General features: G+C 71.0%; 12 protein-coding genes. 4 read left to right on the top strand and 8 right to left on the bottom strand.

Annotation, left to right across the window (positions count from 1 at the left end):
- The first annotated feature begins 8 nt into the window (after nt 1-8).
- Nucleotides 9-359: an acyl carrier protein gene (locus tag ACN28A_RS25460; protein ID WP_421398834.1), complete on the top strand. Its 351-nt coding sequence runs from the start codon at nt 9-11 to the stop codon at nt 357-359.
- A gap of 4 nt (nt 360-363) precedes the next feature.
- Nucleotides 364-5,955, top strand: coding sequence for an SDR family NAD(P)-dependent oxidoreductase (locus tag ACN28A_RS25455; protein ID WP_421398832.1), 5,592 nt, complete (start codon nt 364-366; stop codon nt 5,953-5,955).
- A 176-nt stretch (nt 5,956-6,131) separates the two neighbouring features.
- Here ACN28A_RS25455 and ACN28A_RS25450 read toward each other — a convergent pair whose 3' ends face one another.
- From ACN28A_RS25450 to ACN28A_RS25440, 3 genes are all read right to left on the bottom strand, one after another.
- Nucleotides 6,132-7,535 (bottom strand): AMP-binding protein, encoded by a 1,404-nt coding sequence (locus ACN28A_RS25450; RefSeq protein ID WP_421398830.1) that lies wholly within the window; start codon nt 7,533-7,535, stop codon nt 6,132-6,134.
- Between the two features lie 3 nt (nt 7,536-7,538).
- A complete protein-coding gene (locus tag ACN28A_RS25445) occupies nt 7,539-8,099 on the bottom strand; it encodes a phosphopantetheine-binding protein (protein WP_421398828.1) in 561 nt (186 codons plus the stop codon).
- 115 nt (nt 8,100-8,214) lie between these two features.
- Nucleotides 8,215-8,766: a response regulator transcription factor gene (locus tag ACN28A_RS25440; protein WP_421398825.1), complete on the bottom strand. Its 552-nt coding sequence runs from the start codon at nt 8,764-8,766 to the stop codon at nt 8,215-8,217.
- Nucleotides 8,767-9,376: 610 nt separating this feature from the next.
- Here ACN28A_RS25440 and ACN28A_RS25435 point away from each other — a divergent pair.
- Nucleotides 9,377-9,982 carry a 5' nucleotidase, NT5C type gene (locus tag ACN28A_RS25435; RefSeq protein WP_421398823.1) on the top strand — a complete coding sequence of 202 codons (606 nt, stop codon included), beginning with the start codon at nt 9,377-9,379 and terminating at the stop codon, nt 9,980-9,982.
- On the opposite strand, the gene ACN28A_RS25430 is transcribed toward ACN28A_RS25435, so the two are convergent.
- Nucleotides 9,939-10,952 carry a GNAT family N-acetyltransferase gene (locus ACN28A_RS25430; RefSeq protein ID WP_421398821.1) on the bottom strand — a complete coding sequence of 338 codons (1,014 nt, stop codon included), beginning with the start codon at nt 10,950-10,952 and terminating at the stop codon, nt 9,939-9,941. The genes ACN28A_RS25435 and ACN28A_RS25430 overlap by 44 nt on opposite strands.
- Nucleotides 10,953-11,005: 53 nt before the next feature.
- Here ACN28A_RS25430 and ACN28A_RS25425 point away from each other — a divergent pair, with 53 nt between their 5' ends.
- A complete protein-coding gene (locus tag ACN28A_RS25425) occupies nt 11,006-11,956 on the top strand; it encodes a thioesterase domain-containing protein (RefSeq protein ID WP_421398818.1) in 951 nt (316 codons plus the stop codon).
- Nucleotides 11,957-12,002: 46 nt separating this feature from the next.
- Here the strand turns inward: ACN28A_RS25425 and ACN28A_RS25420 are convergent, their stop codons facing one another.
- Genes ACN28A_RS25420 through ACN28A_RS25405 form a run of 4 tightly spaced genes read right to left on the bottom strand, consistent with a single transcriptional unit; the run spans nt 12,003 to nt 17,153 of the window.
- Nucleotides 12,003-13,694 (bottom strand): carbamoyltransferase, encoded by a 1,692-nt coding sequence (locus ACN28A_RS25420; protein WP_421398816.1) that lies wholly within the window; start codon nt 13,692-13,694, stop codon nt 12,003-12,005.
- On the bottom strand, nt 13,684-14,571 hold the full coding sequence (locus tag ACN28A_RS25415; protein WP_421398814.1) for a PIG-L deacetylase family protein: 888 nt from the start codon (nt 14,569-14,571) through the stop codon (nt 13,684-13,686). The genes ACN28A_RS25420 and ACN28A_RS25415 overlap by 11 nt, the downstream gene beginning before the upstream one ends.
- Nucleotides 14,568-15,794, bottom strand: a complete 1,227-nt coding sequence (locus tag ACN28A_RS25410) for a glycosyltransferase family 4 protein (protein WP_421398811.1) — start codon at nt 15,792-15,794, stop codon at nt 14,568-14,570. Before ACN28A_RS25410 ends, ACN28A_RS25415 begins: the two co-directional genes overlap by 4 nt.
- A 30-nt stretch (nt 15,795-15,824) precedes the next feature.
- Complete coding sequence (locus tag ACN28A_RS25405; protein WP_421398809.1) at nt 15,825-17,153, bottom strand: DegT/DnrJ/EryC1/StrS family aminotransferase; 1,329 nt, start codon at nt 17,151-17,153, stop codon at nt 15,825-15,827.
- Nucleotides 17,154-17,297: the final 144 nt, after the last annotated feature.

Here is a 17,297-nt window from a genome sequence, read left to right as displayed (position 1 = left end):
CGGGTCGGATGACCGAGGACGACCTGCGCCGACTACTCGACGAGATCGTCCGGGATGCGACCGGGGTTCGGGTCCCGCTCGACGACAACTTCTTCGACGCGGGCCTGACCTCGGAGTCGCTGGCCAGAGTCCATCACGCGCTGACGACCCGGCTCGGGCGGGAGCTGCCGATCGAGGCGCTGTTCAGGTATCCCAACCGCCGACTGCTGGCGCAGCATCTTGTCAGCGGCGCCGACGAGGCGAGCGGGTCGGTCCGCGGAGGCACACCCGATGGTCGGGGGCGGGCCGGCTCCGGCGCGCCGTCCGTCGCGCAGGCGCGTCGCGATCTGCGTGCGCGAATCCGAAACCGGGGAAGGTGACGTCGTGACGGCAGGTGCTCTCGAACCGATCGCCGTGGTGGGACTGGCATGCCGGATGCCCGGCGCGGTCGACGAGGAGCAGTTCTGGCAGAACCTCGCCGCCGGCGAGGAGTCGATCGAGTTCGACATCCCGGAGACGGTGCTCCACGAGGCCGGCGTCAGCGACGAGGAGCTGGCCAACCCGGACTACGTACGGGCCGCGTCCACCCTGTCCGACTTCGATCTGTTCGACGCCGGGCTGTTCCGGATGACGCGCCGCGAGGCCGAGATCTGCGACCCGCAGATCCGGCTGTTCCTGGAGACCTCCCACAGCGCGCTGGAGAACGCCGGCTACGACCCCTTCGACACCCCGGACAGCGTCGGAGTGTTCGGATCGGTCGGCGCGAGCGACTACCTCGCCTACTACGTGCGGCAGCGCCCCGACGTGATCGAATCGGCGCGGATGCTCGCGATGACCCTCAACCGGTCCGACTACCTCGCGACCCTGACGGCGTACAAGCTCAACCTGCGCGGGCCGGCGATGACCGTGCTCTGTGCCTGCTCCAGCTCACTGGTCTCGATCCACGTCGCCTGCCAGTCACTCAGGCTCGGTGAGTGCGACACCGCCCTCGCCGGTGGGTCGCACATCGGGTACCCGCCGCGACGCGGTCATCTGTGGACGCCGGGCGGCGTGTCCACGCATGACGGCCACTGCCGGCCGTTCGACGCCGACGCCACCGGGACGATCTTCGGCAGTGGAGTCGGCGTCGTCGTGCTCAAGCGCCTCGACGACGCGCTGTCCGACGGCGACAACGTCCGGGCGGTGGTCCTGGGCAGTGCGGTGAACAACGACGGTTCCCAGAAGGTGAGCTTCAGCGCGCCGTCGGTCTCCGGCCAGGTCGCCGCGATCACCGAGGCGATGGTGCTCGCGGGGGTGGCACCCACCGATGTCGGCTTCGTCGAGGCGCACGCCACCGGTACGGTGCTGGGCGACCCGGTCGAGGTGGCTGCGTTGACCGAGGCGTACACCAGTCTCAGCGAGGAACCGTTGCCCACCGGGTACTGCGCCCTCGGCTCGGTCAAGGGCAACATCGGCCACATGGACGATGTCGCCGGAGTCGCGGCATTCATCAAGACGGTCCTCGCCCTGGAGCGGGAAGCGATCCCCGGCACGGTCAACTTGAAGAACCCCAACCCTCGCCTCAATATCGAGCGGACGCCGTTCAAGCTCAACACCCGGCTCCAGCCGTGGCCCCGGTCGGACCGGCGCCGATTGGCGGGAGTGACCTCGCTGGGCATGGGTGGGACGAACGCGCACGTCGTCCTGGCAGAGGGGCCGGTACCCGTGCACGCGATCGAGGACGGACGCCTTCGCCTGGTTCCCTGGTCCGCCCGTAGCGAGGCGACCGAGCGCCAGCTGCGGGAACGCCTGTCGCTGTTCTTCGGCGGCCCCGGCCAGGGATGCTTCACCGACGCCGTCGGGACGCTCCAGCACGGTCGAACGGCGCATCCGGTACGCGCGGCGCTGGTGTGTGACTCCGCCGAAGCGGCCCGCGCCGGCCTGGCTGGGGAGCGAGGCGCGCCCGCCGTCATCACGGGTCAGGCGGTCGACGACTGCCGGGTGGCATATCTGCTGCCCGGCCAGGGCTCTCAGCACGTCCGGATGGCACATGGCCTCTACGGGACGGTCCGGGCGTTCACGGTGTCGATGGACGAGTGCCTCGAACTGTTCGAGGAGCGGGGCGTGCCGCTGTACAAGATCTGGAGCGAGACGACGGGCGAGGCGGAATTCGCCGATCCGGGCACCGCCCAGCCGCTGCTGTTCTCGGTGGAGTACGCGCTGGCCGAGATGTGGCGGCAGTGGGGAGTGCAGCCAGCGGCGGTGCTCGGCCACAGCCTCGGGGAACTGACGGCCGCCGCGGTGGCCCGGGTGTTCAGTCTCCCGGATGCCGTCGCCCTGGTCGCTGCGAGGGCCGCCGCGATGGCCGAGTTTCCGGTCCCCGGGAGCATGCTCGCCGTCGGCTGTGCCGAGCCCGACGTACTGCCGTACCTCGACGAGCCGCTCGTGCTGGCAGCGGTCAACGCCGAGCGCCAGGTGGTCGTCTCCGGTCCGGACGCCGAGCTGCGGGTGCTCGCGGATCGCCTGGGATCGAACGGGATCGCGACCCGGATGGTTTCGGCCGGAGCCGCCTTCCACCACCCCGGCTACGCCCGCGCCGCCGCCGCGTGGGCGGAGGCGTTCCGTGGAGTCAACGCCGAGCCCCCGCGGGTGCCGTTCTACTCGGCGCTCACCGGTGCCCGCGTGGAGGCCGATCGGCTCGCCGACCCGGAGCACTGGACCGGTCAGCTGGCCGCGCCGGTCAGGTTCCACGACGCTCTGGGTGCGCTGCTCGACTCGCGGCCGGATGCCCTGCTGGAGGTCGGTCCCCGCCGGGTGCTCAGCGATCTGGCCAGGAAGCACCCTCGGCGCGACGGAACGACCCGTACCGTCGCGAGCCTGCGCGACGGCCAGGACGACCACGCCGACGTGCTGGCAGCGCTGGGCCGGCTCTGGGTGGCCGGCGCGGAGGTCAACTGGACCGCGACCGGCCAGCTGGAACCGATGGTCCGGGTGACGATGCCGGGCTACCCCTACGACCGCAGCCGGTACTGGGTGGACCGGCCTCCGCTCGGGCGAGCCTGGCCAGAACCGGCCGCGCCGCGGCCGAATGCCACGGAACCGCCACTCCAGGTGGCGGATGCGCCGGCCGCGCCGGTGACACCTGTGGCACAGGAGGCCGCTGTCACGACACCCTTCACGGAGATCGGGTGGGTGGAGACGGTGCGGCCCCGACCGGACCGGCGTGAACGGTCCGAGCGGCGCGCGCTGGTCCTGCTGCCCGATGATCCGGCTGCCGCGTCGATGGTGCTGCTCGCGGTGCAGCGGGCCGGACTGCAGCCGGTACGCGTCCGGCGTGGTACGTCCTTCTCCGGCGGGCCGGTCGAGTTCCGGGTACGTCCGGGCGAACTCGACGACCTGGACCGCGTACTGGGGGTGCTCCGCGCGGCGGACACCCTGCCTGACGTGGTCATCCATGCGCTGGACGCCGGGGAGACGACGGCGGGCGGCGACACGACGGGCGCCGCGGTGACCGGTGACGGCGGTAGCAACAGCCTGGGCCGGGCAGCGGCCCGGCTCGGCTCCGGCTTCGCCGAGCTGCTCGCCACCTGCCGGCTGGTGCTGACATCCGGTCACTGGTCGGCCCCGCCCCGGTTGACCGTTGTGGCGAGCCGCTCGACCGACGTGTCTGGCGCAGATCCCGTCCAGCTGGATCGGGCCGCGCTGCACGGGCTGGTCCGCACCGTCCGTGCCGAGGACCCCGGCCTGCGCGTGAACGCGATCGACGTCGATCCACTCACGGCTCCGGGCGTGCTCGCCGACGAGCTTGCCGCACGGCCGCAGGCACCGCTCGTCGCTCTGCGCGGGCTGCGGCGGTGGGTCGCGGTGGAGCGACCGTTGCCGCTCCCGACCGAGGCCGGCGCGCTGCTGCGGGAACGTGGTGTCTATCTGATCACCGGTGGGCTCGGCGGTCTCGGTCTCGAGATGGCCAAGGGGCTCGCCGCCTCGGGTCTGCGACCGACGCTGGCACTGCTGAGCCGGCGGGCCGTCGACCAGACGCACGCCGCGGTCCTGGACGAGGTTCGGGCGCTGGGCGCCGACGTGGTGACGTACGCCTGCGACGTCACGGACGGCGCAGCGGTCGAGCGCGTCGTCACCGAGGTGACCGCCCGTTACGGTCCGGTCAACGGGTTGTTCCATCTCGCCGGGGTACCCGGTGACCGGATGACGGCGTTCCGGGAACCCGCCGACGCGCTTGCGGTGCTGGCGCCGAAGACGATCGGTACCGCTTGTCTGGAACGGGTCCTCGGCGGACGGCCGGGGCTCGACTTCGCCGTGTTCTTCTCGAGCCGGGCGGCAGCCGAGGGCCTGGTGGGAGGCGGCGACTACGCGGTGGCCAACGCCTTCCTCGACGCCGCCGCGCGGACGACGTCCCTCGCGGGCGGCCGGGTACTCAGCGTCGGCTGGCCCGTGTGGCGCGGAACGGGCATGGCGGTCCGGAGCGGCGTCGACATCAGCGGGCTCGGCCGGAGCGTGCGCGAGCTGTCCGACGGCCGACCGGAGACCGGAGACGCTCCCCCCGCGGCCGTCTCCGGCGCCGCCGGCCCGGCAGCCTCGCCTGCCGATCCGGTCGTGGTGTGGGAGCGCGAGATGAGTCCCGCGACGGACTGGGTACTCGACGAACACCGGATGGACCGGACGCCCCTGCTGGTGGGGACGGCGTATCTCGACCTAATCGTCCGGGTGTTTCGGGAGCGGGCAGGCGACGCCGCCGAGCCCGCTGTCGAGATCACGGACGTGTTGTTCCGCGCGCCCTTCCTCGACCAGCGGCGGCGGCTGCTCAGGCTCACGTTCCGACCGGCGGGTGACCGGTACGACGTCGTCGTCGACTCCCGCCTCGCGGGCGAGGCGGGTCCGTGGACCGTCCACGTGACGGCGCAGATCCGTGGACACTCCGGCGCGGCCGGCGCAGTGGCGCTCGGTGAGCTGCGGGATCGCTTCGTCGCGACGAGCCAGCCGACGCCGGGGCTGGCGTCCAGCGGCGGAACATTCGTGATTGTCACCGGGCCGAGATGGCGGAACATCCCGCAGTCGTGGACGGTGGGTTCGGAAAGCTTGCTGAGGGTGGAGTTGCGTCCGGCGTACCGGCCGGAGCTCGACCAGCATGCTCTGCACCCGGCGATGATGGACACCGTGACGGCGGCGGTTCGCGGTCCCGGGCAGGCGTCCTCGATACCGTTCATGTACCAGCGGCTGGTCGTGCACTCCGACCTGCCTGCACAGTTCTACGCCCACGTCAAGCGGGATGTCGCGGCTCCCGTGAGCACCCCGACCGGTGACGTCGACCTGATCGCCGACGACGGGACCCTCCTGGCGACCGTCGAGGGCTTCACGATGATGATGATCGATGATGATCAGGTGAAGGAGGCCGCCCGGAGTTCGGAGCCGGTCCGGGTGTCAGAGCCGGTTCGCGACATCGACGGGTTGGATCCGGAGACCGGTGTCGAGCTGATGCTGGGCCTGCTGGAAAGCGGAGTGACCGGGACGGTCCTGGTTCGACCATTTGCGGCAGGGCGGCCGGTGCCGCTGCCGGAGCGAGCCCCGGGCGACGAAGCATCGGTGCCCGCACCGCCGGCGACCGGATTCATCCCGGTCGGGGGTGCGCCCGCCGACGTTCCGCCTGCCCGGGGCGTGCTCGCCGACGTCCGGCCGGTGGGGGCGACCAACCCGGGCGACCCGGGGCATCGGGGGCCGTCCCCGGCCGGCCACGACGCCACGCCGCCGATGGCGCGGCCGTTGGAGGAGCGGGTGGGCGCGCTGTGGCGGCGGGCCCTCGGCACCGACGAGGTACTCGCCGATCAGGACTTCTTCGACGCGGGCGGCAACTCGCTGACGGCCGTGGAGCTGATGGCACGGATCCGCAGCGAGTTCGGGGTCCAACTCAACATCGGGTTGTTGCTGGAGACGAGGACGTTCGCCGAACTGGTTGAAGCGGTCCGCGAGCGAAGCGAGTCGTGAGGAGGAGTCCTCGGATCGACACCTGACCAACCGGGACGGCCTTGCCAGGGCCGTCCCGGCACATCCTCGCCGGTGCCGAACCCGGCGGCCCGTCGTGCGGGCCGTGTCCCGCAATCCCGAAGTGCGCCTCGCCGCAGGGCAGTCACGGCAAACTCGACCTGTGGGTCGGTACGCCGCTACAGCCCGTCGGCGAGGCGCCGGTAATCGGTCTTCCCCCGCTCGGTCAGGGGCAGCCGGTCGATCTTCCGCGTCCTGACCATCGCGGGCGAGATGCCGTGTGCCCGACAGGCGTGCGCCACCCGGGACGCGAGCCCGGCGTCGATGCCCTGGTGGAACACCACGATCCCGCCGCCGGTCTCGACGACGGCGACCTGCCCGTCGCCGGTGACGGTCTCTTCGAACTCGTCCAGACTGAGCCGGCGGCCACCGATCTTGCTGATGCGCTTCAGCCGGCCCCGCAGGTACAGGTATCCGTCGTCGAGGCACCCGAGGTCACCGGTGTGGAGCACGCCGCCCGACACATCGCCGAGCACGAGGTCCCGCCGCGATCCGGCGTATCCCAGCATGACGTTCGGGCCCTCGTAGACGACCTCGCCGATCCCGCTCCGACCCGTTCCGTCCGAGGTCCCGGCGATGCGGAACCGTCCGCCCGGCACTGCTCCGCCGACCGAGCCGATCCGCTGCGGAACGGCAACCAGATCCACGCACGCCATTCTCGCCGTCGCCTCCGTCTGCCCGTACATGGCGAAGAAGCTGGCGTCGGCAGCCGCCGCCAGACCGACGAAGCGGCGCGCGAGTTCGGGCGGCATCGCATCGCCCGACTGGGTCGCGATGCGCATACCCGTCGGCCATTCCCCGTCCAGGACTTCCCAGACCGCACGGTACGTGCTCGGCACGGCGGCGAAGAATGTCGATGCCGTCTCGACGAACATCCGCCAGAACGGTCGCGTACTCGGTGACATTTCCGACAGGACGACGCTCGCGCCGACGGCCAGATGGCTGTTCAGGACCGACAGTCCGTAGCCGTAGTGCAGAGGCAGCGCGGTGACGGCCCGATCGCTCTCCCGCATGCCGAGCGCCTGGACGATACTCGAGGCGTTGCTCCGCAGGTTTCCGGCGGACAGGCGGACCGCCCTCGGCGTGCCGGTGCTTCCCGACGTCAACAGCAGTAGCGCCAGATCCGGATGCGGCTCGTACTCGCCGGGCGTCCGCCTGATGAACGTCGTGGCCCCGAACGGCGCCGATGCCTCGTGTCGGTAGCCCGGCAACGGGCCGGCGGACCAGGTGCGTGCCGGGTGGACCACGATCTCCGGTTGGAAGGCGTCGACGAGGCGCGTCAGCGCCTCGTCGCCCACCAGGGGATCTGCGAGGAGGACCGCGTTGCCGGCCGCCAGGACGGCCAGATAGCACGAGACGGCCGCGAGGTCGGCGCCGCCCATGACCAGAACGAGGGACTTCCGCGAGCCGGCCCGGAAGATGGCCTCCCAATCGTCGATGAGTCTGCGCAACTCTGCATAAGTCACAGCCTCACGCCGGGACGACACGAGCGCGATCGCGTTCGGTTCACCACCCAGCAGCATCGATCACCTCCGGTCGCGTTGTTTCCGTTCCACGACGGCGGTCAGGGCACGAATCGTTCCGGCATCGAAAACGTCCTCCGGCGCCAACTGGATATCATACTTATCGCAGATTTTCGTGCTGAGTTCGAGGGCCAGTAACGAGGTCCGCCCCAGGTCCACCATGTGGTCGGTCATGCCGACCCTCGGTAGTTCGAGGAGATCCTGCACAAAATTCCGCAGGTCCTCTTCGAGAGGTGTGGCCGGGTCGACGAACCGTGACACCTGGGGTTCGGCCAGGCTCGACATCTCGCGTACGACGCCGTCGCCATCGGCCGATCCGTCCATGTCCAGCGGCAGTTGGGGGAGAAAACCGACGACGACCGGCACCTCGTCGCGCCCCAGCACCGACCAGACCCGCTCGCGAAGCTCCAGCGCGCTCGCATAACGCGTGGGCACGACGGCGACAAGCAGTTCGCGACGACCGCCCGGGTCCACGAAGAACGCCGCGTACCTATCCACTCCTGGATGATTCTTCAACACGACGTGGATATGATCGTACATATCCACGTCCAGCGCCTCCAGCATAGCCAACCCGATCCCTTCTCGAGCCACCCGGACCACTGAAAGCGGAACACGGTACCTCCGCGCTCGGCGCTTCGGCGGACGGTTGGACAGCCACCACGAACAGGGGCCACCTCACTCAGATAGGATTCATAACGTTTCCCAGCAGAGCAGCCCTGGTCAGCTCGGCCTTGTTGCCGGCACCGAGTTTGGCGCGGATCCGTTTCACGTAGGTGTCGACGGTGTGCTGGCTGATGCCCAGACGGGTGGCGATCTGCCCGTGGGTCAATCCCCGGGATATCTGCCGCAGCACCTGCTCCTCCCGCTCGGACAGTTGCTGGCAGCGCGCATCGGTACGCTCCCCCGCCGATACGCCGTCCTCGCCGTTGCGGGTGGCTGGCGAATTCGCGGTCACCGCCTTCACGGCATTCAGCAACACCTCGCCGGGCACCTGTTTACTGACCACCATCGCGACACCGACCCGCAGGTACCGAGCGGAACTCACCGAGTCACAGGAGGCGAGGACCAGCACCGACACCGTCCGGGCAAGCTGTGCGACATATTCCAGCTCATCCTGTGGCGACAGCACATCCGGATCGATCAGGACGGCGTCAGCCAGCCAGGACACCTGCTTGCCGGGCGACGTCCCGGCGCTCAACACTTTGATCCCACCACCCGAAAGGATCTGCATCAGACCAGTCAAGAATATCGGTGAACCAGCAATGACATCGACTCGTATCAACATGCCACCCCCGAATGGCGCCGTGACCAGTGTTCAACTACTTCCGCGAGTCAAGATGAGAACGAATTTTCCGAGCACCTTTAGGAAGATAGGTCTCCAGCCATCAATGCGAGCACACCTAAATTGACTTGGATCCACCCCCGAAACGTCCAACAAAAGGGTAATGATCAATTAATCTAGCATATGAACCCCGGAGACGAGTACCCACTTTTGGGGACACATGATCACAAAGCTGGGCCCGACGCCCGCGCAACACCGCTGGTCGGAGCGGCGCCACACCACTCGCCGACCCCGACGCCTCGCCCCGGCGCCGTTCCCCTGGTGACCACGATCTGTGGGATGCATTCGCGGCGGAGCCCACCGCCGGCCTTTCCAGGAGGACCGTCGGTGACGGGGCGGACACGGCAGTTGCGTCGTCACATGTTTACGCGACGCGCCTTGCGGCCGGCGCCCCTGCTTGACTCCAAGCTATGACCGTGTCGACGGCGGCCTGGCCGTCCGCCCTGATCAACGGTGCCAATGCCGCGATCCGGCCGGCGTCCCGGCCTGTCCTCCACCGATGACCGTGAGAAGGCCGCTCGTGGTAGCGGTCGACCTCGACGATGTCTGCGCCGACCGTCTTGGCATGATCGCCGACCTAATCCGGGCGCAGGGCGGACGGGTACGCCATCGTCAGCCCGCCGATTGGGACCTGCGCGACTGGGGGGTGGGGAGCAAGGAGTTGTTCGACCGGCTGCACTACACGGCGTTCGTGCGGCAGCCGGGCTACCGGACCATGGCCGCCCTTCCGGACAGCATCGGGGCGCTGCGAGCGTTGAGCGCGCGGGGCCACCGCATCCGGATCGTGACCGGCCGGCTCTGGACCGCGCAGGTGATCCGGCAGGCCGTGGCCGACACCGCCGTCTGGCTCGACCGGCACCAGGTCCCGGCCGACGACGTCGTGTTCGTCACCGACAAGACCGCGATCGCAGCGGATGTGTTCGTCGAGGACGCTCCTCACTTCGTGACTGCGCTCCGAGCGGCCGGACGGTCCGTCATCACGGTCGACACCCGCTACAACCGGCATCTCCCCGGTCCGCGGGCCAGCTCGTGGTCGCAGGTGCTGCGTCTGGTCGACGAGTTCAGTCCGCCCGCCCGACCGTCACGTCCGGCAGCTCGTACCTGACCGCGCCGACCGTGAACTTGTACCGCTCGACGCCGCGCCCCAGCTCGAACGCGCTACAGCCGCGCTCGGCCGCCTCCCGGGCGCACTCGGCCAGCAACAGGCGCCCCGGGCCGTACCGCGCGAGCGGCGGCGCGAAGGCGCACAACGGATACCAGAGGCGCCGCCCCACCAGCAGTTGCAGCGCGGCGGCGGCGACGACCGCTCCGGCCCGCAGCCGGGCGACCCGTAGCACGCCCGCGAGCAGCGGTTCGCGGGCCAGTTCCCGGAGAAAGGTCAACAGCTGATCACCCCTGACATGTTCGGCCAGCTCTCCGTACCGGCCGCGGGCCCGCCACGACGCCTCGCGCAGCCGCCAGAGTTCCTCGGCCGCCGTCACCACGTCACCGGGGTGGGTGACGAGGTCGAACCCGACGCTTCCGTGGTCACGTTCCAACGCGCGCCGCTCGGCCCGGATCCGCTTGCGGCGGCTGCTGGGAAGTGTCGCGAAGATCCGGTCCCAACCTCCGGTGAGATCGAGCCGGGCACCGGGATCGAGCCCCGTTACCCGCAACCGTCGGGGAGCGACGACACCGCGCAGCGCGGCGAGATCCGCCGACGCGAGGGTCGGGAGGTCGAGTCCGGTGCAGTCGCCGCGGCTGCCCAGCAGATCCGTCGCGGCGCCCCACAACGCCGGAAGTCCACCGTCGACGGCCAGTCCGGCCGCCTCGTCGTGCAGGTCGTACCCGGCGAAGCGGACCGTCCCGTCGGGGAAGCGCACCAGCGGCAGGATGCCGGTCAGGCGGTGCCGTGCGTCCCTGGCGGTGACTGCCCGCCACCGCAGGCCGGTCCGGTGCCGCTGGCGCCACCAGCTCAGTACCCATCCCGGGTGGTTGTACGGCGACGCCGCGGCGGCCGAGCGGCACAGCGACAGCCACTCCGGCGCCGTCGACGCCAGTTCCCGGTACCCGGTGAGCACGTCAACTCGCACCACGCCGTGTCCCTTCCCGCGCCACCCCGGCGACCCTCAGCGAGCGAGAGGTCCTGATGAACCCACCAGATCCCCAACCGTCGACTGCCGGCGACCCGCGACGGTGCTCGGCCGTCGTCGACGAAAGAGCTGTCGACGTCGACGAGAGCGCGGTCAGCGTCGACGAGAGCGCGGTGAGCATCGTGCCGATCTCGCACGCGCAGGGGCGTGCGCCGCTGTTCTTCTTCACCAACCCGCCGACCGCCGCCACCGTCGCCGCCGGCCTGTCACGACCGGTGTACGCGGTACCGCCGATCGGCATCGAGACCGCCACCCGGCTGGTCGACACGGCGACGCGGGCCGGGGAGATACTGGGACCCGCTCTCGCCCGCTGCCAGCCCGACGGCCCGCTGTACCTGCTGGGACACTGTTCCCACGGCATCATGGCGCTCGAGGCCGCCCAGTGGCTGAACCGCAACGGTCGCCAGGTGCGCTTCCTCGGGCTGGTCGACACCGTGCACCCCGGCCTCTTCGCCCGCCGACTGCCGTCCCTCGCATCGGTGATCGACCGGACGCTGCACGCCCATCCGGCCGTCGCCGCCGCCGCGGCCGCCCTGGACGAGCGGTGGCAGCACCGCGACCTCACCGCCACTGCCGTGCTGGCCGAACTGCGACCGGCGCTGCGGACCGCAGTGTTCGCCGGGCTCGACAGCGCCGGCCTGGTCGCCCCCCAGTTGCGGGAGGAACTGCTGGCCGGTCGGGAGGCGTTCCTGCACCTGACGCTCACGGCCTGGCGGCACCTGCCGACGCCGTATCCCGGCCCGCTCGGGTACGTGTACAACACCGTCGGACTGAACACCGCGGGGCTGGGTCTGCGGTCCCTGCTGGCCTCGGTCGACCGCTGGCGGGATACGGCGGGCCCGGGGTTCGAGGCGGTCGTCGTCGACGCGGCGGGGATGGCCGACCCGCACGACGACCTTCCCGGCCACCCCGACGTGCTCGGGTACCTGGCCCGGCGGGCGTGCTGACCGGCCGCCACCGCTGCCGGCCCGCCGACAGATGGTATCGGGGGAATCACCGGCGGGTCACGAGGTGTCCCCCGATGGCCAGCAGGTCCAGGTCGGTGTCGAGCAGCAGCGACACCGACTCGCGCGGGTGATTGGCCAGCGGCATGCCGGCGGTGTTCAGGGAGGTGTTGACGACCAGCGGCACCCCGGCCTCGACCGCGAACGCCGCGAGCAGCTGGGCGAACAGCGGGTTGTCGGCGCGCTCGACGGCCTGCGGGCGGGCCGAGCCGTCGACGTGGACGACGGCCGGGATCCGGGACCGGACCTCGGGGCGCACCTGGGCCGCCATGATCATGAACGGGTTGGGGGTGCCGACGAAGTAGCTGTCGAACTGGTCGGCCAGCACGCTCGGCGCCAGCGGCCGCCACATCTCCCGCCGTTTGAGATGGTTCAGCCGCACGAGCGTCGCCCGGGTGCGCGGGTCCCCCAGCAGGCTCCGCGCGCCGAGTGCCCGTGGCCCCACCTCGGCCCGCCCCTGGTGCCAGCCGACGATCGCGCCGCCGGCGATCGCCGCGGCCACCCGGCCGGTCAATCCCGCGGGAGACAGCCGCTGCGAGGCCAGCCCGAACTCCGCGAGCACCTTCGCGATCTCGTCGTCGTCGTAGGCCGGACCCCAGTACGCGTGGCGCATCGGCTCCGGCCGGAACCGTCGCGGATCGCTGCGGAAGCTCACCTCGAGGGCGGCGCCGAGCGCCACACCCGCGTCGTGCGCCATCGGCTGCACGTACACCCGCTCGAACGGCGTGTCCGCGGCCAGCCTGCCGTTGGCGGTGCAGTTGAGTCCGACGCCACCGGCGACGACCAGGTTCGCCGATCCGGTCCGCTCGTGCAGGTCGGCCGCCAGACCCAGCAGGGTCTCCTCCACCGCCCGTTGCACCGACGCGGCGAAGTCAGCGTAGGCCATGGTCTCTTCGCGCAGCCCGGCGAAGTGTGGAAAGCACTGCTGGGTGAAGTACCGCAACAGCTGCTCCGTGCGTTCCGGAGGCAGGTCGCGGCCGCTCGTGGTGGCCGGGGGAACACCGGTCCACCGCGGCCCGTCCGGAGTGTGCCGCAGCGCCACGTCGTGCACCGGACTGCCGTACGAGGCAAGGCCCATCAGCTTGCCGGCGTTCCCGTCCTTGCTGTACAGACCCGCGTACTGGGTGGCGATCCGGTAGTAGAGGCCGAGCGAGTGCTCGATCGGGTACGAGTCGAGCACCGTTATGCCCTCCGGTGTGCCGTATGCGAGGGTCGTAGCGCGGTCCTCGCCGCGGTTGTCCACCACGAGGATCGCCGCCTCCTCGAAGCCGCTGGGCCAGTAGGCGCTGGCGGCATGCGCGAGGTGGTGCCGCACCGGTACCAGGGGCGGGCGTGGCGCCGCGCCGAACACCGACGTCGGCAGCAGCCGGTCGGGGTCGTCCAGCGGCAGATCCACCCGCCGCCGGGCCGGTTCCATTCCCAGCCACTCCCCGAGAAGGTCCAGGTCGCTTCCGAGCCCGATCGCGTGCAGGTCGCCCAGCTCGACACCGGCCGACTCCAGGCACCACGCCAGCGCCTCGACAGGTGGCTGGTCGATCGCGCGCTTGCGCCGGGAGAACCGCTCCTGCTCCACCGCAGCGACGATCGTCCCGTTGCGGAGCAGGACCGCCGAGGAGTCGTGCGCGCCATGGTTGAGACCGGCGACCAGAAGGTCACCGGGCGTTCCACCGCTACCGGGCATTGAGCCACCTCCGCTGTGTCTGATCGGGTACGGGCCGACGGAGGCCCGCCACCGGCGGCGGATCGGGGACCGCCGGATGCTCGTCAGCGCCGCCGTCGGCGGTCCACAGCAGCTCGGCACCGGGCCACCGGCGCCGGGCATGTCGCAGCAGGTCGCGCCGCCAGCCGCCGTCGGGCCACAGCATCCCCAGCTGGGAGCGGTAGCACGCGATGGCGGCGAACTTGCGTGCCAGGTGGTGAACTCCGACGGGTGGCAGCGCGGGTGACCGGTCGGCCACCGCCGCCACCGGCTCCCAGATCCCGTACGGCAGGTCCTCCCAGAGCAGCAGGGCCACCGGGGCACCGGCTGTCGTCAGACCGGCCGCCACCCGCACCGCGGCCGCCCTCGTGATCAGGTGATCGACGTGGCCGCCGTACCCGGCGCAGGTCCACACCTGGCATGGCGCCAGGGCCGCGGTCAGCCTCGTCAGGTCGCCGACGAGCCGCTCGCCGAGGTCCCGCTCGGCGCGCGGATCGGCGTCGAACATCGCCTGCCCGTGACGGCACAGCCACCGGTCACCGACGCGGCGGTACACCGCATCGGCAAAGTCGAGATGCCGGTACTGCGCGCCGAGAGTCCGCACCGCCCGCGCGTCCTCGCCGCGCCGGACCGCCGCCGCGTCCGGAGGAAGGCCACAACTGCGGTGGAACTCCTCGGCGACCGGTGACAGCGTGCCGGCCGGCTGAGCCGCGAACACCGTACAGACGACCACCCGAGTCCCCGCGTCGACGCTTGCCGCGATGGTGGCGCCGGCCGAGAGCACCGCGTCGTCGAGGTGTGGCGACACCACCAGGATCGTCGCGTCCCGCGCGGACGACGTCTCCGGCGGCGATGTCACGACGTCGTCACCGCCGCATCGGCGGCCACGGAGGTCCACAGCGCGAGCACTCCGTTGGCAGCCTCGTCCCACGTCGGCAGTGCGCCGCGGGCAGCCGCTGTGCGCAGCCGTACCCGGTCACGCAGGGCGCGGTCGCGACAGAGCGCGGTCACCGCGGCCGCGAACTCGTCCGCGCGATCGGCGACGACGACCGCGTCCCGGACGGCGCCCGGCAGTCCCTCCACCCCGACGGAGGTGGAGACGATCGCGCAGCCGGCCCGGACCGCCTCGACCATCTTCACCTTCACACCGCCGCCGATCCGCAGCGGGCACACGACGACGTCGACCCGCGGCCAGAAGGTGGTGACATCGTCGACCCATCCGAGCGGCACGGTCCGCTCCGGCACGCCTCCGGCGAAGAGTCCCTCCATACCCGCGCCGGCCAACAGCAGTTCAGCCTCCGGCAACTGCGAGAGCACCCGCGGGAACACGTCGGCGACCAGCCAGTGCACGGCGTCGAGATTCGGCCCGTACCCGAAGTTGGCGAGAAAGCCGATCCGCGGTACGCGCCGCCCGTCGACCGACGGCACCGTGTCCCGCGGCGGCGCCGTGTCCAGCCGCTGTGGCTGGTCCAGCGGCACGTGATCGGCGCCGTTCGGCAGCAGGTGGACGGCCGCCGTCGGTACCCGCTGCCGGATCCGGTCGCGGTCCTCGGCGGACAACGCGATAACGGTCCGGACCTGCCGCCACACCGACTCCTCCTGGCGTCGAAGGGTGGGCAGGTCCGCCAGCAGGGCCGCGGCCTGCGGATGGCCGAGCGCGGCCCGCTGGGTGAGCAGATGGGACTCCACGTTGTGCTCGGCAACCACTGTCCTGTCCCGCCACGCCGCGGGAACCAGGTGGACCAGGTAGTGGCCTTCGACGTGGACCACGTCGAAGGGGCACGCGGACGTGGCCGCGCGCAGCCGTTCGCGAGCCGCCGCCGAGTCCCGCGTCGGGTAACTGCGCCTCGCCGCCTCGTCGGCGAACACCAGGATCCGCCGGCCCGGCACGTCCGACGCGCTCCGCCGGTCCAGCACCGGGGTCCGGGAGACCGCCCAGACGTCCAGCTCGGTCCGGTCCCCCAGCCGCTGGACCAGTTCCGCGTCGCGCCGGCGCCCACCGCTCGTCGTCGGCCATGGTGCGTGGTGCGTCAGGTACAACACCCGGATGTGCCGCTCCGGCACGACATCAACCTCAGTCACCGTCAGCTCCGACAGCCATCTCGACGACTCCTACCGCAGCGCCGGGAGCAGCTCGGCCGGCATCCCGAACAAGCGGGCGAGTTCGGCGGCGGCGGTTCGCACTGACTCCCTGCCCCGCGCGATCCGGTACGCCCGGGGCAGCGCCTCGATCATGTACTCGACCTGCCGGTCGCTGAGCATCGGATATATCGGCAAGTTGACCAGGCGGTGGAACCAGACGTCCTCGGTCACCGGACAGTCGCCGAGGCCGCTGCCCCCGAGCCGCCACTCCGGCAGCAGGTGCGCGGGAAAGTACCGCAGCTGCATCTCGATCCCGAGGGCGGCAAGGGCCCGGACGAACTCGTCGCGCTCGACGTCACGGTCGTCGAGGAGCAGCGCGTAGAGGTGATGGCTGGAGACCGAATCGGCCGGAACGCGCTGGGTCGAGGCCCAGCCGAGGCTACCGACGGCGGCGTCGAGCCGTTCAGCGATCTCCCGACGCCGGCCGTTGAACTCCTCGACCCGCGAGAGCTGCACGCCACCGGCCGCGCACGCGGGTTCGCCGAGCGACCCGTTGAAGCCGCTCCCCCGGAGGTTGACGCACTCGGCGGTGTATGCGTTCTTCTCGTGCCGCAGGATCCCGTCCGTCGGCGCGAGATGGCTGTCGAGGGGCGTCCCGGCGGCACCGCCATGATCAAGGTCACGAAAGTCGCAGTACGGTTCCAGGGAACGGAGCTGCTCGATGGCGACGAGCAGGGTCGGCGACGGGTCCCGCACGCAGATCGCACCCCCCTGACCAAGGGTGGTGAGGTTCTTCGACGAGCCGAAGCTGAAGCACCCGAGGCCCCAGGTGCCCGCCATGCGGCCAGCGCTGTGCGCGCCGAGGGCGTGTGCGGCGTCCTCGACGACGGGGATCCCGTGCCGTTGCGCGATCTCGGCGATCGCCGCCACCCCGGCCGGGTTGCCGCCGTAGTGGGTGACGAACACCGCCCTGGTCGCGGGGCCGATCTGCGCGGCGACGGAATCCGGGTCCAGGTTGAGGGTGCCCGGGTCGATGTCGGCGAACCGGACCCGGACGCCGATGCCCAGCAACGGCGCTACGGTCGCCTGGTAGGTCAGCGACGACGCCACGACCTCGTCGCCCGGCCGCAGGTCCAGCGTCTGGGTGGCCAGCCAGAGCGCGTACGTGCAGTTCGGTGTCGTCGCGACGCACCCGGCGTCGAGGTAATCCCGGAGTTGCTCCTCGAACCGGTCCCGGACCGGTCCACCGGCGAGCCGGTTGCCGCTGGTGAGCACGGCGGCGACCGCCGCCGTCTCGGCTTCTCCCTGGGGCGCGCCGAGCATCGGGTAGGGAACGGCCAGCGCTGTCGAGAGCGTCACGTCCGCCGGCACCTCTCCTTCTGTGGTGGCCCTCCGACCACGGCAATGCTGAGAGTCTTTGCCGTTCGGGGAGCCGCTGACCAGTAGCCGGAATTGGCCACAGCCCACCGGCCGCATCCGGCCCCTGCCCGGTGGTGGCGGCTT

This window comes from Plantactinospora sp. WMMB782 (genome assembly GCF_049179135.1).
Taxonomy (GTDB): Bacteria; Actinomycetota; Actinomycetes; order Mycobacteriales; family Micromonosporaceae; genus Plantactinospora.
Note: the sequence above shows the minus strand (reverse complement) of the source record. Positions and strands in the feature narration are given on the sequence as shown.

Excerpts from the sequence above, each read along its gene's own strand:
- ACN28A_RS25460 (WP_421398834.1), top strand. The coding sequence starts at position 9 with ATGACCGAGGACGACCTGCGCCGACTACTCGACGAGATCGTCCGGGAT.
- ACN28A_RS25450 (WP_421398830.1), bottom strand. The coding sequence starts at position 7,535 with ATGCTGCTGGGTGGTGAACCGAACGCGATCGCGCTCGTGTCGTCCCGG.
- ACN28A_RS25445 (WP_421398828.1), bottom strand. The coding sequence starts at position 8,099 with ATGCTGGAGGCGCTGGACGTGGATATGTACGATCATATCCACGTCGTG.
- ACN28A_RS25440 (WP_421398825.1), bottom strand. The coding sequence starts at position 8,766 with ATGCAGATCCTTTCGGGTGGTGGGATCAAAGTGTTGAGCGCCGGGACG.
- ACN28A_RS25435 (WP_421398823.1), top strand. The coding sequence starts at position 9,377 with ATGACCGTGAGAAGGCCGCTCGTGGTAGCGGTCGACCTCGACGATGTC.
- ACN28A_RS25425 (WP_421398818.1), top strand. The coding sequence starts at position 11,006 with ATGAACCCACCAGATCCCCAACCGTCGACTGCCGGCGACCCGCGACGG.
- ACN28A_RS25420 (WP_421398816.1), bottom strand. The coding sequence starts at position 13,694 with ATGCCCGGTAGCGGTGGAACGCCCGGTGACCTTCTGGTCGCCGGTCTC.